The following is a 20,805-nucleotide window of genomic DNA, read 5'->3' as shown; positions in this document are numbered from 1 at the left end:
TATATGATCAGATAGAGTCGATGGATTCTTTCAAATAATAAAATATTTTATAAAAGCGTTTGGCTATAAGCACAAGACTATTAACCATTACCAGCTATATTTATAATACATTGATTAAAGATATATTGTTATGCAATGGCTTGTATAATAGCTGCGCGTAATTCTTCTAAACCAGAAGCTTTTTCTGCTGAAGTTACTAGAATTTCAGGATAAGCTGCTGGATGTTTAAGAAGTTTGGTTTTTGTCATTGTTATTAGAGCTTCAAGCGTATTGAATTTTATTTTATCACTTTTTGTTAAGACAATTTGATAAGAGACCGCTGCTTTGTCAAGGAGATTAAGGGTATCAGTATCGTTTTTTTTTATTCCATGGCGTGAGTCAATCAAAACATAAACCCGTTTGAGGGTTGTACGACCCCGTAAATAGTCAAAAATTAAATGTGTCCATGCATTAACGAGATTTTTAGGAGCTTTAGCAAAACCATAACCTGGCATATCTACAAATGCTACAGGAGGAAGATTGTGTGTTTGTTCATTAAAACCGTCGGGTATGAAATAATTTAATTCTTGGGTACGTCCTGGTGTATTAGACGTACGTGCTAAATTTTTTTGTTGAACTAACGCATTGATAAGAGAAGATTTTCCAACATTGGATCGTCCTGCAAATGCAATTTCTGGTGGTCCTTCGGGTGGTAGAAATTTCATTGTAGGTACCCCACGAATGAAAATCCAATTGCGGACAAAAAGTCCAGAAAGGTCAGGATATTGCATCATTTGTGTATTTCTTTTTTAGAATCTTTTTGCACAATAGCTTTCAGATTATCAAAAAATTCAATTTTGACGCCTTGACATTTCATGATGATACTTTGCTGAATAATTGATAATATATTGTTCCATGCCCAATAGATGACAAGGCCAGCTGGGAAAGAAGCGAGCATAATGGTGAAGATAATCGGCATCCATCTGAAAACGACAACTTGCGTTGGATCTTGAGGAAGCGGATTCATTTGCATTTGTAGGAACATTGTTATCCCCATAATTAAAGGCCATGCTCCTAGAATAAGAAACGTTGGTACTGCATAAGGTAATAAGCCAAATAAATTAAAAATAGAAGTTGGATCAGGTGCTGCTAAGTCTTGAATCCATCCAAAGAAAGGTGCGTGTCGCATTTCAATGGTAATATAAAGAACTTTATAGAGAGCAAAAAATATAGGGAATTGAATCAGTATGGGCCAGCAACCCGCAAAAGGATTAATTTTTTTAGTTTTATACAATTCTATGATTGCTTGTTGTTGTTTATTCCGATCATCTGCGTACTTTTCTTTAATTTCTAGCATCATTGGTTGTATAACTTTTAGACGCGCTATAGACTTATAAGATTTATGAGCAAGTGGGAATAAAAGTATCTTCAAAAGTACTGTGATAAGAAGGATAGCAACACCAAAATTTTCTGTATATTTATAAAGTATGTCAATAAGAGCAAACATCGGTTTGGTAATAAAATCGAACCAACCCCAATCAATGAGAAGACTAAATTTATTAATTTTTAATTGATTTTGATAGTGATTAATGATTTCAACTCGCTTTGCACCAGCAAAAAGACGGTTGGTAATAGTTTTTGTTTCATGGGGTGGAACTGTTAAGAGCGCACTTTGCAGATCGGATTGATAATGGGTATTTAGTCGATCAAAATAAACAAAACGGCTTGTATATTCTGTGTCTTGTGGAGGAATAACTGCTACAGCCCAGTATTTATCGGTTATACCAATCCACCCTCTTGTAATGTTAGGGAAAATCACACTTTTCTGACCATTTTGAGGATTAGGGCTAAGTTCTGCTAAAGCTGTGTATTTTTCAGTTTTAAGCGAGTCACCGGCAATACCAATCATACCTTCATGAAGTAAATAGGTTGCATTTGTATCTTCTGGTGGAGCAGCGCGTGCAATTCGAGCATAAGACGAAAGATATACAGGGCTACTACTTTCATTGCTAATAGAATCTTTAATGGTAAACATGTAATGTTCATCGACTGAAAAAGTGCGGTGAAAAATTTGTCCCTGTCCATTATTATAAACTAAGGTGATGGGTGTTGAGGGTGTTAATGTTGTATTATCACCTTCAAGTTGCCATTTTGTATTGGATTGTGGCAAGGCCTGTGCTGGTAAGGATGAACTCGTAAAACCGAATTCAGCAAAGTAAGTTGTTGGAAGCCCATTAGGATTCAACAGAATAATTTCAGGTGATTTTTTATCTACTTTGAGACGATATTTTTTGAGCAGAAGATCGTCAAATTTCCCACCAACAAGATTAATAGAGCCTTCAAGCTCATTGGTTTTGATCAAAACACGATTTGTTTTGGCTAATTCTGCTTTACGGACTTCAGGTGTTATAGGACGATTGGCTACAGGTACTGTGTCATCTGTCGATGCATTATGAGAAAAATATGGATCATTTGTGGGAAGTGCTGCATTATGGTTTGATAATTTTTGTGTAGTTATTTTTGATTCTTGTAATTTTGCTTGTTGAGGAACAATGTACAAAAAATGCCATGCAACGAAAACCACAAAAGATAGCCCAATGGCGATAAAAAAATTACGATTATATTCCATCTATATTATCCTACTGCCGTTGTGTTTTTCGTCTTATTCGTCGGCTTAATTCACTAATGAGAGACGTGAAAGGTACATGGAGAACATTACGGTGGCCAATAATAACGTAATCAGTTCCTGCTTCCATCTCATTTACTAGTCCAACTCGAACAGCTTCACGCAGACGTCTTTTAATACGGTTACGTTGGACAGCGTTGCCATTTTTTCGTGTGACAGTAAAGCCTACGCGTGCGGTAAGAGGAGCTTTAGTCTTTGCTGTTTGTTCACGGGGCTTTATTTCAAGTAAAAACAAAGGACCACGCCGCTTTTCTCCTGTACGTGCAGCCAAAAAATCTACTCTCTTGCGAATGCGACAAGGGTGCTTTTGTTTCATATAAAAGATTCTTTGCAGTTTTGCTAAATGCTTATTCTATAAATCTGTATATTTGATCTTTATATACAAAAGCAAATATTCTGGTTCATTGGTGAAATTTATAATTAAGCAGATAACCGCTTGCGGCCACGAGCACGCCGAGCTGCAATAATTTTACGTCCACTAGCGGTTGCCATACGAGCACGGAAACCATGACGACGTTTACGAATAAGTTTAGAGGGTTGGTAAGTACGTTTCATTTATTTAAATACCGTGGTGTACGGCCCTTCTTGGTTCTATTATATATTTGCTTGATAAATAAATTCATTTATCAAAAATTTTTAAAGTGAACACCGTTTTCAATAAAAGAAAATATGAAAAAAGTCAATTGTAGAGTATTTGTTAGAAATGTGAAAACAAACTGTTATTGAATGTGCATTGAGTTCGTCGTTTTATCGAGAAAATGATGATATAATTTGGATATGCAATAAATTCACGTGGATTTATAATGCGTCCTAAACGATCAAGAGTAGAGAGTTTAACAAGTTTTTCTACTTTTTCAGATAAAAGTTTATCAAATTTAAAGCAGCAGAAGGATTATCTTGTGCTCTATATTCACGTATCTTTTTGCGATCAGTATGTACTCTTTGCGTCCAAATAAGCTTCATAAAGTTTATCTATTTCTATTTAGTTTACTTTGTGTTTCTAAGCACCATTTTTCTGCTTCTGTTTCGATTTCTTCAGAAGATATTATGTGGCCTGCATTAGCAGACTTTATTCCAAGTTGCACCTGTTCCCTAAACCATAAATTATGTGCACTTTATTTCTTTTAAAATTAGAATTGAAAGTAGCTAAGCTTAAAGGTTGAAGTAAGGAAGATCGATCGTATTTTACTGATATGATGACAGGAGCTATAGACAAATATAAAAGTTTACAACGGTTCCTTAACATTACCGAGAAAGATGATACGATCATCTGTATGTAAATGGATAGGTTCAGGCGTAATACTGCAGATATGATTTATATATTGTTGATGTCTATTATAAATAAAGGCATTGCTTTTGGACAATGGTCTGAGTATCATAGATATTATAGGAAAGATGATTATTCAGGTCTTGGGTGCTGTGGCAGACGTTGAGCATATACATATTTTAAATGGATCAACAATGGAAGAATTGCTGCTATGGCAGCAAGGTTAAAATTCAGTTGAAAGCCTTGACGAAAAATAGAAATGGCTTTGTTTATAATTAGGCAAGGATTTTCTTCTAAAACTATTAAAGAAAAAAAGAGATATTTCTCGTTCTACTTAATTTTAAGATTCAAATGATAAATCTCTATAAATAAACTATAGAGATCTCTTATATTTGCAAACTACAGAGCAAAATTTTCGATGTAAAAGATAAATTTGTGACATGATTGTTGATTTTATTTCAAAGTAATGGCTAATACGTCTTTTGCTGTAACGTTACCACTCTGAAGGGTTACTACTACTGGTCTGTCTAAAATCATTGCGATTTTAGCTAGATCCAAAATAGCTTTTCCAGGTATGCTATTACAGTTCCATTTTCCTAATTGTTGATCACCTGGTGATGTTTTGTATATTATTGCTAAAGTGCAATAATATGTAGATACATCGGCCTTAACCCAACCTATATTGCAAATTATAAAGCGTTTTTTAATTTTGAAAATTTAAAATTATAGTGTTTCCAAGCGCTATTCCTCTGCTTCTGCTTAGATTTCTTCAGAAGATATTATATCGACTGCATTAACAGAATTTATTCCAAGTTACACTTGGTCCCTAAACCATAAATTATATGCACTTTTTTCTTTTTGTTCTTTTACGATATCACGCATATAATCTTGCAAAAGTTGTGCATCAGATTTATCATGTGCTTTTGCTGCTTTAGAGAATTCATTTTTTAATCCATCATCAACGCGAAAGGTAAATGTTGTTTTAGCCATTTCACTCTTACCTTGTATATTACAATATAATCAAAGGCGTAACACAACAATTAAAATGTAACACATTTTAAACATTAGAATATTGTCTAAGAACATGATCAATTATCTGTTAATTTATTTTTGTTTTTTGCATTATAATAAGCATTCAAAAGATTGAAATGTAAGATAAATTCTATATTGTTTTTGTATTAAGAAAGAAGGATTTTATTTTTCATAGCTTTATATTTTAAAATTGTTTGTTTTCAAATTATCGGATGCATTGTGCTTTTGAATACAGTATCATTATTTTTAATAAGAGAGAAATTAGGTAGGCGGTTAATTTGAAAATTTTTCATCCTTATTGCCGTATTATCTAGCATTTGTACAGAGAGGAAAGAGCGTGGTTTCTATTACACGCGAGGCTATCCGCAAAGAATTACATAAAGTTAAAGGCCCTAATTTTGAGAGTGATATTGTATCATTAGGACTTCTTTCAGAAATATTTATTGTTGATGGAAAGGTCTTCTTTTCGATTACTGTTCCTGATGGATGTCTGCAGGAATTTGAATCATTGCGTTGTGCTGCTGAAGAAGTTGTGTCTGCCATGGAAGGCGTTAAAAGCGTTATAGTTACGCTTACAGCAGAAAAAAAATCGAAGACATTTTCTTCTCAGGTCAATAAAAATACAACTGTTCATGGGCCAAAACGTAAAGTAGGTGGCGCTTTACTCAGGAAAACACCGATAGAAGGTGTGCGACATGTCCTTGCAGTTGCTTCTGGAAAAGGAGGCGTTGGTAAATCTATAATGGCAATGAATATTGCATTAGCTTTACAAGATGCTGGTTTTAAAACGGGTTTAATGGATGCAGATATTTATGGTCCCTCTCTGCCACGTTTGACGGGGCTTGTTAATCAACAACCAGAAATGATTCATGGTAAAAAGCTACAACCTCTTGAAAAATTTGGTCTCAAATTAATGTCGATGGGTTTTTTGATTGAAGAAGAAAAACCGATAGTATGGCGTGGGCCTATGGTAATGGCTGCGGTAACTCAATTACTGAGAGATGTTTTATGGGGGCCTCTTGATGTTTTGGTAGTTGATATGCCTCCAGGGACAGGAGATACCCAATTAACGCTTGTTCAACAAGTTCAGTTAACAGGGGCATTGATTGTTTCGACTCCACAAGATTTGGCTTTGATTGATGCGCGCAAGGCTATAGAAATGTTTATGAAAGTTGAAGTTCCTATTTTAGGAGTTATTGAGAATATGAGTTATTTTATTGCTCCTGATACTGGAAGACGCTATGATATTTTCGGCTATGGTGGAGCACGATCAGAAGCAGAAAGTCGGGGAATTCCTTTTTTGGCAGAAGTGCCACTTGATCCAGTTTTACGATCTTCTTCAGATGATGGGGTGCCAATTTTTGTTGCTGATCCTAGAGGAGAGCACGCCCAGCTTTATCGTACAATGATTCACCAAGTGAAAGATAAACTTTCTTGAATTTTTGTTTTTTTCGTATGATTCATTGAGACCGAATAATGATGAAATCTAACGGAGTATTTTTATGAGAGAGACAATGGATGGACGTCTTATTGTTGGGTTAGATGTTCCAGATATGAAGCAAGCAGAAAAAATAGTTACACAATTAGGTGATTATATCAGTTTTTATAAAATTGGTTATCAGTTTGTTTTTTCTGGAGGAATGGAATTCGTTAGAGATCTTATTCAAGCGCGAAAAAAAGTCTTTTTTGATATGAAACTCCTAGATATTGATTATACGATTGCGAAAGCTGTAGAAAATATTGCAAAATTGGGTGTTTCAATGCTAACGATTCATGCTTATCCAACAGCCATGCAAGCAGCTGTTTCAGCAGCTCAAGGAAGTGACTTATGTTTGTTGGGGGTGACGGTATTGACATCAATGGATGAAGTTGATCTGAAAAATGCCGGTTATAAAGAGAATTTAGCAGATTTGACAATTAAAAGAGCTGAACAAGCTCGAGAAGTAGGGATGGGTGGAATTGTTGCATCCGCCCGTGAAGCAGCCAATTTGCGGAAGATTATTGGAACTGATATGGCCTTAGTAACACCAGGGATTCGTCCCGCAGGAAGTGATAAAGGTGATCAAAAACGTGTGATGACTCCAAAGGAGGCATTAGATGCTGGTGCAAGCCATCTTGTGGTAGCACGTCCGATTGTTCAAGCGATTAATCCTTTAGCTGCAGCTCAAGCAATTTTAGCAGAAATGGTTGGTCATCATCAGTGAAAGCTATAGGTGTAATCTTGTAGAAAAAGAGAATACCTAGGATAAAGGAAGAGCATGAGTGAAAAGGCGTATTTTATAGGTGCTCACGCTTATTCTGCACCTGTTATCGAACAAGGGCTTTATTTGGTAGCAACCCCTATTGGCAATCTTGCAGATATAACCATTCGTGCTTTACAAGTCCTTGCAGGGGTTGATCTTTTAGCTTGTGAGGATACACGAGTAACGCGTGTTTTATTGGATCATTATGGTATTCGGAGAAAACTCTTTCTTTATCATGAGCATAATGCACAAAAAGCACGATTGAGGTTGTTAGCAGCATTGGCAGAAAATAAAACGGTGGCACTTGTATCAGATGCTGGAACTCCTCTTATTTCTGATCCTGGATTTAGATTGGTAGAAGAAGCACGGAAAGCAGGTCATAAAATTATTCCGATTCCTGGTGCATCAGCTCTTTTAGCAGCGCTTATAACGACAGGTCTTCCTACGGACAGTTTTTTCTTTGCAGGCTTTTTGAGTACGAAAAAAACGCAACGTCAGAAGCAGTTAGAACAATTAAAGGCTGTGCCTGCAACTTTAGTTTTTTATGAATCACCTCACCGCCTTTTAGAAGCGTTACAAGATATGGTTCTTATTTTTACAGCTGATCGTCCAGCGGCCATATGTCGTGAATTAACCAAAAAGTTTGAAACAGTGGATGTTTCTACTTTAGGAAATTTAGTTGAAAACTATCAAAAGAAAGATCGTATTCGTGGGGAAATTGTTGTACTGGTCGGAGAAGAAACCAATTCTTTCGAAGCAATAAGCCCTCATGAAATTAATAAGATATTGCTAGACTTAGCAAGTGTTCATCCTGCAGCCAAAGCAGCTGCTTTAGCTGCAAAAAAAACAGGGTATAAAAAACAGGAACTTTTTCAGTGTTTAACTCTTTTAAAGGGAAAAAGAGATGAATCAACAAAAACGTAGACAAGTCTCTTTTTATTGGGGTATTCGTGCAGAAAAATTGGCAGCTTGGTGGTTGCGTTTGAAAGGATTTCGTATTGTTAAAAGGCGATTTAAAACAAAATGTGGTGAAATTGATTTAATAGCAAGACGTGGAAATCTTGTTTTAATTGTTGAAGTCAAAGCACGTTCAACATTGGCCGAAGCAATGACTGCTGTTTGTCGAACAAGTGAAAAGCGTATTGAGGCAACAGCTGATATTTGGCTTGCTCAACAAAAGGATCGTTCCCTTTTATGCGTCCGTTTTGATTTGATTGCAATTTTGCCATGGTGTTGGCCTCATCATGTGCCGGCATTTTTTGAGCCTTCTCAATAAATATATTTCACCATAATTGCCAAAGCTATTCTGTCTTTATGCATATAGACTGAGAGAGAAGAAGAGATATTTCTCAAGATGAGGACAAGTATGGATGATTATGAAAAGTTTGCAACGGGATTACTCGTTGTTTTTGGAATGTTGATTATTAGTGGTTTAATGGCAGTGCATATTGTGACTATGAATAAACCAGGTTTTTTGTTTGCATTATTGGCGGCTATTATTGGTTGGTTTTCTGCTTTTTCAATTTTATTGGATAAACCTAAAATTTATTTAGGAATGATTATTCTTGCTATTTTATCTGTTGCTGCTTCTATTGGCTATTATATTCAATGAAACAGATCGCGCTAAAGTGATTTTTGTGTATGCTCGCCTATCCGTTAGGATGCATTGTATACACAGATAAAAGATTTTTAAAGATAAGAACAGAAAAAGAGTATGTTCATTTTTCATCACGCTATAATGTTTAGATTAAACTATAGAGGTTTTTATAGAACAAAGTTTGTTTTCGAAGAAATGATCCATTTTTATTGGAAAGAACTTTGCGTGAATCTTGGGTAGTAATAAGCTTTATTTATGATGACGAGGATGAGAAATAGAAATGAGAATTGGTTTTCTTGGGACAGGTACAATTAGTGCTGCAATGGTGGATGGTTTAATGGCAAGCACTTTTGATGTACAGTCAATTATCGTTTCTCCGCGTAATGAACAGAGGGCAGAGCATCTTGCGCGTATGTATGAGAAGGTGACAATTGCAGAAAATAACCAAAAATTATTGGACGTGAGTGATTGTGTTTTTCTGTGTTTGCCTAATCAAATTGCAGAAGAGGTCTTACGTGGTCTTTCTTTTCGTTCGAATCAGCTTGTTGTTTCTGTTCTTGCGATGGCACCAATGGCAGATGTTGAGGAATGGATCAATCATAAAGTTTATCGCGCTGTTCCATTGCCTTTTATTACAGAGTGCAAAAATGTAACACCAATCTATCCAGATCATCCATTTTTACGCAGGATGTTTAATGCGTTGGGGGGTGCGCTTATCCTTAATGAAGAAGATCAGTTTAATCTTTTTATGACGGCGGGTTCATTGATGGGGGTTTATTTTAATTTTATAGAAACAGCGCATCAGTGGTTGATAAATAAGGGATTAGATCCGTTTTATTCAGCAAATTTTCTTGCCATGATGTTTGGTAATCTTTCCGATGAAATGCGCAAGCAAATAGAAGGTAATCATTTAACAGCTGTTGATTTTTCTTCCTTTGAAAGAGAGTTTTCAACGAAAGGAGGAACCAATGAGTTTTTATCAAACTGCTTTTCTCATCAAGGAGGGCAACACGCTTTAACAATGGCTCTTGAGAAAACTTTGCAAAAAATAAAAGCTTGTTGATAAACTCAATAAAAACTTGATTAATCATTTTTTATTTGATACCAATAACTGCAGTGATAGGTTGAATTCTATTCTATTTATTCAATAGGCATGATGTCGTTCTGTCACTCGCTGCGTAGAACAGCATGTCCCTTTTTTATTTTTTCGTTATGGGGACGATATTATGGGTACAAGTTTACTTACAAATAAATCCGCAATGACTGCATTGCAAACTTTACGTAACATTGATGCTAATTTAGATCGGTCGAAAGATCGCGTTTCGACAGGCTTGCGTATCAATAATGCTTCTGAAAACACTGCATATTGGTCAATTTCATCAATGATGAGACATGACAGTAACACGATGAGTGCTATTGTAGATGCAATTAATCTGGGTAAAGAACAGGTTGGTATTGCTGATACAGCAATTGGTCTTACCAAAGAAGCTCTTGATGATATTCAAAAATCAATGGTTTCTGCTCGTGAAAAAGGGAGCGATGACATTGCTAAGATTCAGGACTCTATTTTAGGAAATATGAGAAATATTTCTAATGCAGTTCAATCAGCTTCTTTTGGTGGAAAGAATATTCTCTCCAATGGAGGTCAGACTGTTGGTATGGCAGCAGGGTATCGTCGTGAAGGTACAGCTGTTTATGTTGATATGATTGATGTTGGTGGTCCAGAATTGAATTTTGGTGTTATTGGTCCTGATGGTGCGATTGATATGTCTCAGGGTGTCTTGGCAGGTATCTTTGGAACCAGCAAGGGCGAAAGTGGAGAAGATGTCGTTGCGAAGGGAATTGAAGAATTCAGTACTGCGCATACTAAGTATAAGGAGTTAGAAGACGCCGTAACGAAGGCAAAGGCTGATCTTGCCAAGGCAGAAGCTGTGCTTGCTGCCAATCCTGAAGATGCGGCTGCTAAAAAAGCTGTAGAAGACGCTAAAACAGCTGTAAAAACTGCTGAAAAAGCTGTGGACGACGGCCAAAAAGAATACGGTGAAGCAAAAAGTGCATTCCAAACTGTGCTTAATGGTATGACTTTAGCTGATTTTACTGAATTGAAAGGTCTGGGCGAGTTGCACTCAGATATCCAACGTATGATTTTGACGAGCGTTCAGAATACAGTACGTGATGCAGTTAATGTAACTTTGACTGCAGGTTCTAAAATTGGAGCTGCTGTTAATTTGGTGAATATTCAGTTAAACTTTGTTAAAAAGTTGCTCGATAATATTGAAGTAGGTATTGGTGCACTTGTTGATGCTGACATGAATGCAGAATCTGCTAAATTGGCTGCTTTGCAAGTTCAGCAACAGCTTGGTATTCAGGCTCTTTCCATAGCTAATCAGGGAAGCCAGAATATTTTAGCCTTGTTTCGTAATTAGTAATTTATTGAGTATAGTTTAGTAAATGTAGAGTAGAAAGGCTATGCGTTGCATAGCCTTTTTTAGGTTTTTAAAAGAGAGTCAGTGATGAAGTTAGGTTAATTTACGAGCAATTATCCAAGGCTTATATTTGAAGATATGATGTACAATGTTTTTCGCTTTGTTTTAGGAGTTGAGTCCATCAATCTTGCACTATTAAAAATATTAAGAATTTTTTTGAATAAAATGCATTCTTGATTGAATTTAGAATATCCAATTTTTTTGGCAGAAACCTTTCATTACATATTTTTGTAAATAGGCCCTTCATTTCCCTGTGGACAGGTCCAATGGATGTTTTGATTAGGATCTTTTATATCACAAGTTTTGCAATGTATGCAGTTTGAAGCATTGATCATATAAGTTTCATGATCATCCTGTTTGATCCATTCATAGACGGCGGCAGGACAGTAGCGTGTTGAGGGACCTCCATAGATTGCATATTCAGAGTTTTTTTGTTTTTCTATGGAAATGATTTTGAGATGGCAAGGTTGGTTCTTTTCGTGGTGTGTGTTTGAAAGAGCTACACTAGAAAGACGATCAAAGGTTACAATCCCATCTGGTTTAGGATAAGAAATAGGATAAAATTTTTCTTTGGGTTCAAGACATGCATAGTCTTCTTTTCCATGAGGAAGTGTTTTAAATAAAGAAAAACCGAAAAATTGTTGCCACCATAAATCAAGACCCGCTAGCATGATACCGTATTTTGTCCCGTATTTTGTCCAGAGTGGTTTAACATTCCGGACTGTATAAAGATCTTTGCCAATAGGGCCTTTGCGCCAGTGGTCTTCAATTTCTGTAACTTCATCATGGGCGCGACCTTGGGTAAGAGCCATGGCGATTTTTTCAGCTGCTAATATGCCGGATAATATAGCATTATGTGAACCTTTGATACGAGGTACATTGACAAAACCAGCAGAACAGCCAATCAGCGCTCCACCAGGAAAGGTGAGTTTTGGAACAGATTGCCATCCTCCTTCACTGATGGAGCGTGCACCATACGCGAGACGTTTTGCACCTTTAAAAAGCTCATAGAGTTTAGGATGCATTTTAAAACGTTGAAACTCTTCAAAAGGAGAGATATAAGGGTTTTTATAATCCAAATGCACGACAAAACCAACAGAAATCAAATTTTCTGCTTGGTGGTAGAGAAAACCTCCACCACCGGTATAATTATCCAATGGCCAACCAGCGAAATGTTGAATTAAACCAAGTTTGTGCTTTTGAGGATCAATTTCCCATAATTCTTTAAGACCGAGACCAAATTTTTGTGGTTCCCTATTTTTGCTAAGATTAAATTTTTTTATGAGTTGTTTAGCAATGGAGCCACGTGCCCCTTCTGCAATCAGGGTATATTTTGCCAACAGAGCTGTACCTGGTATATAATTTGTTCCAGGAATTCCATCTTTTTCAACACCCATATCTCCTGTAAGGACACCAATAACAGCTCCGTGATCATTGCAGAGAATATCGGATACTGGAAAGCCAGGATAAATTTCAACACCCAATTCTTCAGCTTTTTTGCTTAGCCAACGACAGACATTTCCGAGCGAAACAATATAGCACCCATTATTTGATAAAATGGGAGGGCGGAGAATATTAGGAAATATTCGGGCATTTTTTGATGTGAGTAGAAAAAATTGATCACTACTGATCGGTGTTTTGAAAGGGTGACTTTCCTCATTTCTCCAGTCTGGCAAAAGTGTATCGATACCAATGGGATCAATAACTGCTCCTGACAGAATATGCGCTCCTATTTCTGTGCTTTTTTCAAGTATTATAACAGAAAGTTCAGGATTGATCTGTTTTAAACGGATAGCAGCAGAAAGTCCTGCTGGTCCTCCACCTACAACAGCAATATCACATTCTATCGTTTCACGCTGGGTATGTCTCTCTGTATTCATGATTTACAAAGCTTTTTCCAGTTCAGGAATAATATGATGAAGATCACCTACAAGAACGTAATCAGCAATATGCATAATCGGAGCTTCCTCGTCATTATTAATAGCAACAATGATTTGTGCATCCATTATTCCCGCTAGATGTTGGATAGCACCAGAGATACCAATAGCAATATAGAGTTTAGGAGCAACGACTTTTCCTGTTTGTCCGATTTGCCAATCATTAGGGGCATAGCCTGCATCGACGGCTGCTCGGCTTGCTCCTAAGGCAGCACCGAGCTTGGTTGCAAGCGGCAAAAGGAGTGCTTTAAATTGCTCTTCCGAACCGAGGCCTCGTCCACCTGATACAATAATGGGTGCTGACGTAAGATCTGGACGATCACTTTTGTTTATTTCTTCTTTGACAAAGAAAGAAAGATTTGGATTAGGAGCTGGTGTTATTGTTTTAATAGGGGCAATATTTCCTTTGGGTGTTGGCGAGAAAGAAGCCGTACGCACTGTTATAATTTTTTGACGATCATTTGTGCGTACAGTTTCAATAGCATTACCAGCGTATATTGGTCGCTTGAAGGTATCAGGTGCAACAACAGCGATAATGTCTGAAATTTGCATGAGATCAAGAAGAGCAGCGACGCGCGGCATGACATTTTTTCCAGTGGTTGTTGAAGCTGCCATGATCACGTCATAAGCAGGTGCTTGTTCAACAATTGTCGCTGCTACGGGTTCAGCTAATTGATATGCTAAATAGTCAGCTTCGGCGACAAGTACCTGTCGAACGCCAACCAATTGAGCACATTGTTCAGCAACAGCATGAACTTTCATACCACAAACAAGAATGTCGATATCATTCCCAATGGATTGAGCAGCAGTGAGAGCTTTCGCTGTTTCTTCTGCTAAGGAATGATTATTGTGTTCAGCTAATAAAAGAATTGCCATAAGTTGTTGCCCTTTTATGCGTTATTACTTTTGATCATTTGTTAGCGCATTTTAAATGCAATTTGTTTTTTTGAGTGCACTAATAAGTTCAGTGACATTTGCTACTTTTATACCAGCTTGACGGGGTTTGGGTTCTTCAACACTAAGCGTTGTGAGACGCTTTTGCGTATTGATACAAAGATGAGCAATATCCTTTTGTTCGATGGGTTTCTTTTTAGCCTTTATAATATTAGGCAGGGAGGTATAGCGTGGCTCATTAAGCCGTAAATCAACAGTCATAACCATGGGAAGAGGAAGGCAAATAGTTTGTGTGCCGTTATCTACTTCTCGGGTGATTTGAGCTTGTCCATTTTCTATATTTAAATGTGAAGCGAAAGTTGCTTGTCCCCAACCAAGAAGGCCTGCGAGCATTTGGCCAGTTTGATTGCATTCATCATCAATGGCTTGTTTCCCTAAAAAGACCATATCTGGTTTTTCTTCAAGAATAATAACTTTTAAAATTTTAGCAATTGCTAAGGGTTCGAGTATTTCATTAGTTTTTACGAGAATAGCGCGATCTGCTCCCATTGCAAGTCCTGTTCGTAAGGTTTCTTGCGCTGCTTCTGGCCCAATTGAAACAAGAATAATTTCTGAAATTTTTCCAGCTTCTTTTTGTCGAATTGCTTCTTCTACAGCGATTTCATCAAAAGGGTTCATAGACATTTTAACATGGGATAAATCAACACCTGTGCTATCAGATTTAACACGTATTTTGATATTGTGATCAATAACACGTTTGACAGCGACAACTATTTTCATGATGATCCTCTTTGTTTATATGCCTACGAGTTTATAGTAATAATTATGGGAAACCAAATCATTTAAAATTGAATTTTATCATAGCTCTTTATTATTTATATAAGCTTCTCTGTGTTTATTTGTATTTTTCTCTCTATTTTTAACGCATAGTTTTTGTTTCGTCTCAATATTTATTCTATTTGGTTATAAAAATACGTTTAGCCTCCTTAATCTTATACAATTATTTTCAATTTTTTTACTATTCTTAAAACTCTATTTACTAAAATAGGTCACATTTTTCATTAATTAATATGATTCATATTGAATGTAGGTAAGGGGTGGGATCTGTGAGTATAAAACACGATGTTCTGAAGCCAGTTAAGCATAAACATTGTTCTCCTTCTACTGTTAATAAAATTCAAGAAATACAAGCACCTTATGGAATAAGGATGTCAGATATTTCTGCTAAGTTACGGTATGTTTATGAAAAAATGCAGATAAAAAAAGCGCATGATCGGCTGGCTAAGCAGGGCCCTGTAGATGATAGTATAGAGTCTTATTTAAATGAAATTAGTCGAGCGATTTTGGCTGAGCATTACGCTCGAAATCAGAAAGAAGAAAAACTTTTTGAGGATTTAGAGCAGATTAAAATACTCGTTCAAACTCTTCTTTGTGAAAAAGAAAATTTACAAAAAACAATCATAAAACAGTGTAAATCATCTTCAAAATCAATTAATGCGGTTGTGTACTATCTTGCACATATAGTTCGTGAAAAAAATAAGAATTCTCAATCTTATGAAACGTCCAATATTTTGAGAAAAGGTAAAATGCAGCCAAGACAAAAAAATACTGATGATATATCAAAACAAGAGAATATAAGTTCCTTATCAACGAATTCTGCAGAACCATTGAAAAATTCTCTAACAGATAAAAATTCATCCGATGTTCACTTCTTAAGTGGTTTCTTTACAGGGGTTCGGCGTGCATTTTCTTTCAAAGAATAGTTTTTAGAATATACTTTTACGTTATTATGTAATCTTATCTATTATTAGTTTTAGTGTGTTGCTATTCAGTTACATGAAGAATATAAGAGATGTGTTATGAACACTCATGTATATCTTTGCAGCAATATGTGTGATGTCAAGGTTGTCTTATAAAGATAAAAATAAAAAATATTGAAAGAAAAAATTAAAAACAAATCTTAAATTTTTGAATATTTTGAATTAGTGAGTATTTATTTACCAATTGCTGAATTGTCATTGAGTATGCTAATTTTAGTTAGCATGGGGGCAATCGTTGGTTTTTTTTCAGGCCTTTTTGGAATTGGTGGTGGTTTTTTAATTACGCCTTTATTGATTTTCTATAATATCCCTCCTACCATTGCTGTTGGAACAGGAGCTAACCAGGTAATTGCGTCATCTGTAACGGGAGCAATTACGCATTTCAAAAAACGTACTCTTGACATTAAACTTGGTATTCTATTGGTGATTGGAGGGGGAGTTGGATCTTTGGTCGGTATTCAAGTTTTTTCTCTTCTCAGAAAACTAGGGCAGTTAGACTTTATGATTGCACTTCTTTATGTCTTTCTTCTTGGAAGTATTGGAAGTTTGATGATGGTTGAAAGTTTATGTACTATGATGCGATGGCGTAAAAAAGAAAAGGTCATGCCTCATTCTCCTCGTTATTATAATTGGATCGATCGATTGCCGTTTAAAGTTTATTTTCAAGCATCGATGATTTGTGTAAGTATTATTCCAGTTTTAGGAATTGGTTTTGTTGTGGGATTATTGTCTTCCATTATGGGTGTTGGTGGTGGATTCATTACAGTGCCAGCACTGATTTATCTTTTACATGTTCCTACCAGTGTGGTGGTTGGAACTTCACTTTTTCAGATGACATTTGTATCAGCCTTTACGACAGTTCTGCAAAGTGTAAGTAACCAGTCAGTTGATATTGTTTTAGCTTTTTTACTTACGATTGGAGGGGGGATTGGAGCCCAATATGGAGTAAGGACTGGACAAAAGTTAAAAGCAGAACAATTACGTCTGGCACTTGCGTTTCTTGTTATAATTGTATGTATGCGCTTAGCTTTCCAGTTATTTATACGCCCTGATAATCTTTTTTCTCTTGTTATTCTTATGGGATGATAATGGGTAAATTTTTCCTCTTATTTACCGTCTCAAGCTGGTTTTGTGTTGTTTCTTTCTCTATAGAGGCACAGAGCAGTGAGGAAATTGTATCAGAAAAGAAGGAGGTTATGCAGATTATTGTTACAACAAAAACGATCACAGTTGGTGCAAATTTTTCCGGTCATGATCTTTATATTGCTGGTGTTTTGGAAAATATGAATCCGTTATTCCGCCAACAAAATCGTTACGATGTTATTGTTAGTTTAGAAGGGCAAACTCGATCGATCATTGTAAGAGAAAAGAAACGTAAGTTAGGAATATGGGTTAACGCAGATTCCGTAACTTTTAAAAATGCTCCTCTATTTTATTCAATGGTAACAACGCGTGAAATAGAGAATATCACTGATGATGAGAGTTATAAACGTTTAGGTCTAGGATTACCTTATTTTTTTCTTTCAACCAGTGAAAAAGATCAAGAAAAAATACAAAGTTTTCGGAGTGAGTTGATAAAGTTGCAGAAAGCTAAAAATCTCTATCATGAAGAAGTGGGTGGTGTTTATTTTGGTTCTGGTTCCTTATTTACAGCACATTTTCAATTACCTGCAAATGTTCCTGTTGGACGTTATCATGTGAATGCTTACCTTTTCCGTGATGGGCAGTATGTAAGTAGTGCGACAACTACTCTTGAGATTGTTAAAGCACATGTTGTCTATACAATTTTTCATGAAGCACGCAAACACAGCTTTTGGTATGGAATAGTTGCTGTTCTTATTGCTGTAATTACAGGATTTTTGTGCCGCTTTGCTTTTCGGAAAGATTAGGATAAAGAAAAACTGTAAGGCGTTTAATTTTTCTGTTGAATGATTATATAAAAGAAAAAATAATAATGTTTTATTGCTTAAATATAAATTTCTTTTTCTGAACAATGCTTCCATCAATCAATATTTGTATGCAATAAGAGTGAATGTGGTATTGATGTTAAAATAACATGGAAGAAATTTAAAAAATTATAATTCCTGTTGTCGGTAAAGATTTAAAAGTCTATCTTTCCTAAAAAAGATGAATAGGTTTTCTTCCAAGACGATGTGTTATGGACAAAAATAATGAAAACATATGTTATCTTATCAGTATACTTTAGTCTATCATCAATATAAGCGAATTGAAGAATACGATGGATTTGTTTCTTGAAAAATCAGTAGCAACAAATGTGGCAGAGTTTAGTGTCTCTGAAATAGCAGGAGCTTTAAAACGTATTGTTGAAGAAAAGTTTGGTTATGTACGCGTGCGTGGCGAAATATCAGGTTATCGCGGTGTACACGCTTCAGGGCATGCCTATTTTGCTTTAAAAGACGATAAAGCTCGATTAGAAGCTGTTATTTGGCGAGGTGTGGTAGAAAAACTCCAATTTCCTCCTGAGGAAGGGATGGAAGTGGTTGCTGTAGGTAAGTTAACAACTTATCAGGGATCATCAAAATATCAAATTATTATTGACTCTCTTGAGCCAACAGGGGTTGGCGCTTTGATGACTCTTTTAGAAAATCGTAAGAAAAAATTTGCAGATGAAGGCTTGTTTGACGAGGCGAAGAAAAAAAAATTGCCTTATATGCCTCGTGTTATAGGAGTCGTGACGTCACCAACGGGAGCTGTTATCCGTGATATTATTCATCGTATATCAGACCGTTTTCCTTTACATATTTTGGTTTGGCCTGTACGGGTCCAAGGAGAGACTAGCGGTCAAGAAGTGGCCGCTGCTATTGCTGGCTTTAATGCTCTACCTTTAGAGAATGCTATCTCTAAGCCTGATCTTATTATTGTGGCGCGTGGTGGGGGCAGTTTAGAAGACCTATGGGGATTTAATGACGAAGCCGTTGTCCGTGCTGTTAGTGTATCTGCTATTCCAATTATTTCTGCAGTTGGGCACGAAACAGATTGGACACTCATTGATTATGTTGCAGATTGGCGAGCACCCACTCCTACAGGAGCGGCGGAAAAAGCTGTACCAGTTAAATTCGATCTTGAAACACACTTAGCTTCACTTAGCTTACGCTTTCGCGTAGGAGCTGCGCGTTATTTTAGTTTTTATAAACAAAAATTATCTGCTGTTGTACGAGGTCTTCCTACTGCTGATCAGTTATTTGCTTTGCCGCGGCGTAGTTTTGATGAAATTTCAAGTCGGTTACAACGTGCTCTTTGTGTTAATTATGATAAAAAACGTTTTTATTTTTATACACTTGTTATCCGACTTTCCCCACGTTTGTTGAATACTAAAAAAGCACAACAAAATACAAAAGAGTATACAGTACGCCTTCATCATGCTTTTTTACGTAATGTTGAAAAAAAACGTACCCAAATAAAAATGACATTTAGACTTTTAAAAAGTACATCTTATCAAAGTATTTTAGAGCGTGGTTTTGTTTTAGCATTAGAGCAAGAGAATAAACCAATTAAACGATTAGCACAGTTTCCTAAAACAGGACAGATAAGCTTACGATTTTTTGATGGTAAAATTAATGTTTCAACTTGTAATTCTGTGTCTAAGAACGTTCCAAAACCGAAGAAGCGATTAAAACAGTGGCAGGATGATGATCAAGGAACGCTTTTTTGATAGGGTGAATATTCATGCTTGATAAAGGTCTTCTTATGGGTAAAGATGGAAAAATTCGTTGTTCGTGGGCAGGGACTGACCCACTTTATTGTGCTTATCATGATGATATATGGGGAAAGCCTGTTTTTGATGATCGTCTTTTGTTTGCGCAAATTTGTCTTGAAGGCTTTCAAGCAGGACTTGCTTGGTTAACAATTTTAAGAAAAATATCCAATTTTTATGATGCTTTTGATGGTTTTGATTTTGAAAAGATTGCACAGTATGATGAAAAAAAAATAGAAATATTGATGCAAGATAAAGGCATTATTCGCCATCGAGGTAAAATTAGGTCAGTTGTTAATAATGCTCTCAAAGCCCAAGAAATTATAGCAGAATGGGGCAGTTTATCTCATTATTTTTGGTCTTTTCAGATACTACAGTCTGAACAATATGAGAAGACAGATTTTCAGACATGGAAAACTAATTCTGTAACCCCTGCATCTATCTGTCTTTCTAAAGATTTAAAAAAGCGTGGTTGGACATTTGTTGGCCCTATTACTTGTTACGCTTTTATGCAGGCAGTAGGGATTGTTAATGATCATTGTGAAGGATGTTTTTGTCGATAAATTTGTACAATATTTAAATTTAAGCACGATTTAAATTTAAGCACGGTTATAAAATTTTTATCATACAAAATAATATTTGAATGTTTATGTAGGGTGTATGAGATCTTTCAGTTGTAAATTAATATTTTAAGAAGAAATTTTTGCATCTAAGCTTAAAAAAAATCTCTCTTCACTAGAGTGCTTAATTAGGTTAGAGATATCGATGTCGTGCACAATTTAATATTTAGAATTTTATGATATTTCTGAAAGGGAATAAATATTAAAATTAAAAAGAGTATGTTTTTGTGAAACTATATGATAGATTTATTTTTCAATGAATAAAATACATTGAGTTGTATGGTGTTTTTTGATTACGGTAATTTGGGAAAGTGATCAGAGAGATTGGTGTTCTGTATTTTATAGCGTTTTGAAGACTTATAATGCAAAGATGGCTTATTTTTTAATTTGGTTTTTAAAAGTTAGGTCCCTTTTAGTCGAAGCAGTTATTCAAAAAGATTTGATATACTTACAATACCAAACTATCATGTTACAGTCGTGCTTGATTATCAAAAAGAGATTGTGATATGGTGAGTAAAGTGTTTTTTAT

At 35.9% G+C, this 20,805-nt stretch carries 19 protein-coding genes and 1 pseudogene; 12 read left to right on the top strand and 8 right to left on the bottom strand.

Annotated features, from left to right (window positions below; translation table 11 throughout):
- Nucleotides 1-128 precede the first annotated feature (128 nt).
- The 5 genes from yihA to B11cv2_RS05250 form a co-directional block, all read right to left on the bottom strand.
- Entirely contained in the window at nt 129-773 is a 645-nt protein-coding gene (gene yihA / locus B11cv2_RS05275) for a ribosome biogenesis GTP-binding protein YihA/YsxC (protein ID WP_100693636.1), read from the bottom strand.
- Nucleotides 770-2,608, bottom strand: coding sequence for a membrane protein insertase YidC (yidC, locus tag B11cv2_RS05270; RefSeq protein WP_100693635.1), 1,839 nt, complete (start codon nt 2,606-2,608; stop codon nt 770-772). Before yidC ends, yihA begins: the two co-directional genes overlap by 4 nt.
- A gap of 10 nt (nt 2,609-2,618) precedes the next feature.
- The gene (gene rnpA / locus B11cv2_RS05265; protein WP_100693634.1) at nt 2,619-2,981 is read right to left on the bottom strand and encodes a ribonuclease P protein component; all 363 of its coding nucleotides are present in this window, start codon (nt 2,979-2,981) and stop codon (nt 2,619-2,621) included.
- A gap of 104 nt (nt 2,982-3,085) precedes the next feature.
- The gene (rpmH, locus tag B11cv2_RS05260; RefSeq protein WP_078673950.1) at nt 3,086-3,220 is read right to left on the bottom strand and encodes a 50S ribosomal protein L34; all 135 of its coding nucleotides are present in this window, start codon (nt 3,218-3,220) and stop codon (nt 3,086-3,088) included.
- Nucleotides 3,221-4,745: 1,525 nt separating this feature from the next.
- Nucleotides 4,746-4,922, bottom strand: a complete 177-nt coding sequence (locus B11cv2_RS05250; protein ID WP_245406965.1) for a hypothetical protein — start codon at nt 4,920-4,922, stop codon at nt 4,746-4,748.
- Nucleotides 4,923-5,301: 379 nt separating this feature from the next.
- On the opposite strand from B11cv2_RS05250, the gene B11cv2_RS05245 reads away from it, so the two are divergent.
- The 7 genes from B11cv2_RS05245 to B11cv2_RS07580 all read left to right on the top strand — a co-directional run bounded on the left by B11cv2_RS05245 (nt 5,302) and on the right by B11cv2_RS07580 (nt 11,230).
- Nucleotides 5,302-6,402 (top strand): Mrp/NBP35 family ATP-binding protein, encoded by a 1,101-nt coding sequence (locus tag B11cv2_RS05245; protein ID WP_100693633.1) that lies wholly within the window; start codon nt 5,302-5,304, stop codon nt 6,400-6,402.
- Nucleotides 6,403-6,466: 64 nt separating this feature from the next.
- Entirely contained in the window at nt 6,467-7,168 is a 702-nt protein-coding gene (gene pyrF / locus B11cv2_RS05240) for an orotidine-5'-phosphate decarboxylase (RefSeq protein ID WP_100693632.1), read from the top strand.
- 54 nt (nt 7,169-7,222) lie between these two features.
- A complete protein-coding gene (gene rsmI / locus B11cv2_RS05235; protein ID WP_100693631.1) occupies nt 7,223-8,131 on the top strand; it encodes a 16S rRNA (cytidine(1402)-2'-O)-methyltransferase in 909 nt (302 codons plus the stop codon).
- Nucleotides 8,112-8,483 carry a YraN family protein gene (locus B11cv2_RS05230; protein ID WP_100693630.1) on the top strand — a complete coding sequence of 124 codons (372 nt, stop codon included), beginning with the start codon at nt 8,112-8,114 and terminating at the stop codon, nt 8,481-8,483. The genes rsmI and B11cv2_RS05230 overlap by 20 nt, the downstream gene beginning before the upstream one ends.
- 90 nt (nt 8,484-8,573) lie before the next feature.
- Nucleotides 8,574-8,819 (top strand): hypothetical protein, encoded by a 246-nt coding sequence (locus tag B11cv2_RS05225; RefSeq protein WP_100693629.1) that lies wholly within the window; start codon nt 8,574-8,576, stop codon nt 8,817-8,819.
- A gap of 265 nt (nt 8,820-9,084) precedes the next feature.
- Nucleotides 9,085-9,867 (top strand): pyrroline-5-carboxylate reductase, encoded by a 783-nt coding sequence (locus B11cv2_RS05220; protein WP_100693628.1) that lies wholly within the window; start codon nt 9,085-9,087, stop codon nt 9,865-9,867.
- Nucleotides 9,868-10,030: 163 nt separating this feature from the next.
- Nucleotides 10,031-11,230 (top strand): flagellin, encoded by a 1,200-nt coding sequence (locus B11cv2_RS07580; RefSeq protein ID WP_100693627.1) that lies wholly within the window; start codon nt 10,031-10,033, stop codon nt 11,228-11,230.
- Nucleotides 11,231-11,508: 278 nt separating this feature from the next.
- Here the strand turns inward: B11cv2_RS07580 and B11cv2_RS05210 are convergent, their stop codons facing one another.
- From B11cv2_RS05210 to B11cv2_RS05200, 3 genes are read right to left on the bottom strand one after another with little or no spacing between them, the layout of a single operon-like run.
- Nucleotides 11,509-13,170 (bottom strand): electron transfer flavoprotein-ubiquinone oxidoreductase, encoded by a 1,662-nt coding sequence (locus B11cv2_RS05210; RefSeq protein ID WP_100693626.1) that lies wholly within the window; start codon nt 13,168-13,170, stop codon nt 11,509-11,511.
- Nucleotides 13,171-13,173: 3 nt separating this feature from the next.
- Nucleotides 13,174-14,103, bottom strand: a complete 930-nt coding sequence (locus tag B11cv2_RS05205; protein WP_100693625.1) for an electron transfer flavoprotein subunit alpha/FixB family protein — start codon at nt 14,101-14,103, stop codon at nt 13,174-13,176.
- Nucleotides 14,104-14,154: 51 nt separating this feature from the next.
- Nucleotides 14,155-14,901, bottom strand: a complete 747-nt coding sequence (locus B11cv2_RS05200) for an electron transfer flavoprotein subunit beta/FixA family protein (RefSeq protein ID WP_100693624.1) — start codon at nt 14,899-14,901, stop codon at nt 14,155-14,157.
- A 326-nt stretch (nt 14,902-15,227) separates the two neighbouring features.
- Between B11cv2_RS05200 and B11cv2_RS05195 the strand changes: the two genes are divergently transcribed.
- The 5 genes and pseudogenes from B11cv2_RS05195 to B11cv2_RS05175 all read left to right on the top strand — a co-directional run bounded on the left by B11cv2_RS05195 (nt 15,228) and on the right by B11cv2_RS05175 (nt 20,219).
- On the top strand, nt 15,228-15,884 hold the full coding sequence (locus tag B11cv2_RS05195; protein ID WP_100693623.1) for a hypothetical protein: 657 nt from the start codon (nt 15,228-15,230) through the stop codon (nt 15,882-15,884).
- Nucleotides 15,885-16,106: 222 nt separating this feature from the next.
- Entirely contained in the window at nt 16,107-17,027 is a 921-nt protein-coding gene (locus tag B11cv2_RS05190) for a sulfite exporter TauE/SafE family protein (protein WP_100693622.1), read from the top strand.
- Nucleotides 17,028-17,029: 2 nt separating this feature from the next.
- Complete coding sequence (locus B11cv2_RS05185) at nt 17,030-17,830, top strand: TIGR02186 family protein (RefSeq protein ID WP_100693621.1); 801 nt, start codon at nt 17,030-17,032, stop codon at nt 17,828-17,830.
- A 350-nt stretch (nt 17,831-18,180) separates the two neighbouring features.
- Nucleotides 18,181-19,614, top strand: a complete 1,434-nt coding sequence (xseA, locus tag B11cv2_RS05180; protein WP_100693620.1) for an exodeoxyribonuclease VII large subunit — start codon at nt 18,181-18,183, stop codon at nt 19,612-19,614.
- Nucleotides 19,592-20,219, top strand: a pseudogene (locus B11cv2_RS05175) (DNA-3-methyladenine glycosylase I). The gene xseA and the pseudogene B11cv2_RS05175 overlap by 23 nt, the downstream one beginning before the upstream one ends.
- The last annotated feature ends 586 nt before the right edge of the window (nt 20,220-20,805 follow it).

Origin of the sequence: Bartonella sp. 1-1C (genome assembly GCF_002810325.1) — a bacterium.
In the GTDB taxonomy this organism is placed as follows: domain Bacteria; phylum Pseudomonadota; class Alphaproteobacteria; order Rhizobiales; family Rhizobiaceae; genus Bartonella; species Bartonella rochalimae.
This window is presented reverse-complemented; position numbering and strand designations above follow the sequence as displayed.

Coding starts and splice junctions, on each gene's coding strand:
- yihA (WP_100693636.1), bottom strand. CDS start 773: ATGATGCAATATCCTGACCTTTCTGGACTTTTTGTCCGCAATTGGATT.
- yidC (WP_100693635.1), bottom strand. CDS start 2,608: ATGGAATATAATCGTAATTTTTTTATCGCCATTGGGCTATCTTTTGTG.
- rnpA (WP_100693634.1), bottom strand. CDS start 2,981: ATGAAACAAAAGCACCCTTGTCGCATTCGCAAGAGAGTAGATTTTTTG.
- rpmH (WP_078673950.1), bottom strand. CDS start 3,220: ATGAAACGTACTTACCAACCCTCTAAACTTATTCGTAAACGTCGTCAT.
- B11cv2_RS05250 (WP_245406965.1), bottom strand. CDS start 4,922: ATGGCTAAAACAACATTTACCTTTCGCGTTGATGATGGATTAAAAAAT.
- pyrF (WP_100693632.1), top strand. CDS start 6,467: ATGAGAGAGACAATGGATGGACGTCTTATTGTTGGGTTAGATGTTCCA.
- rsmI (WP_100693631.1), top strand. CDS start 7,223: ATGAGTGAAAAGGCGTATTTTATAGGTGCTCACGCTTATTCTGCACCT.
- B11cv2_RS05230 (WP_100693630.1), top strand. CDS start 8,112: ATGAATCAACAAAAACGTAGACAAGTCTCTTTTTATTGGGGTATTCGT.
- B11cv2_RS05225 (WP_100693629.1), top strand. CDS start 8,574: ATGGATGATTATGAAAAGTTTGCAACGGGATTACTCGTTGTTTTTGGA.
- B11cv2_RS05220 (WP_100693628.1), top strand. CDS start 9,085: ATGAGAATTGGTTTTCTTGGGACAGGTACAATTAGTGCTGCAATGGTG.
- B11cv2_RS07580 (WP_100693627.1), top strand. CDS start 10,031: ATGGGTACAAGTTTACTTACAAATAAATCCGCAATGACTGCATTGCAA.
- B11cv2_RS05210 (WP_100693626.1), bottom strand. CDS start 13,170: ATGAATACAGAGAGACATACCCAGCGTGAAACGATAGAATGTGATATT.
- B11cv2_RS05205 (WP_100693625.1), bottom strand. CDS start 14,103: ATGGCAATTCTTTTATTAGCTGAACACAATAATCATTCCTTAGCAGAA.
- B11cv2_RS05200 (WP_100693624.1), bottom strand. CDS start 14,901: ATGAAAATAGTTGTCGCTGTCAAACGTGTTATTGATCACAATATCAAA.
- B11cv2_RS05185 (WP_100693621.1), top strand. CDS start 17,030: ATGGGTAAATTTTTCCTCTTATTTACCGTCTCAAGCTGGTTTTGTGTT.
- xseA (WP_100693620.1), top strand. CDS start 18,181: ATGGATTTGTTTCTTGAAAAATCAGTAGCAACAAATGTGGCAGAGTTT.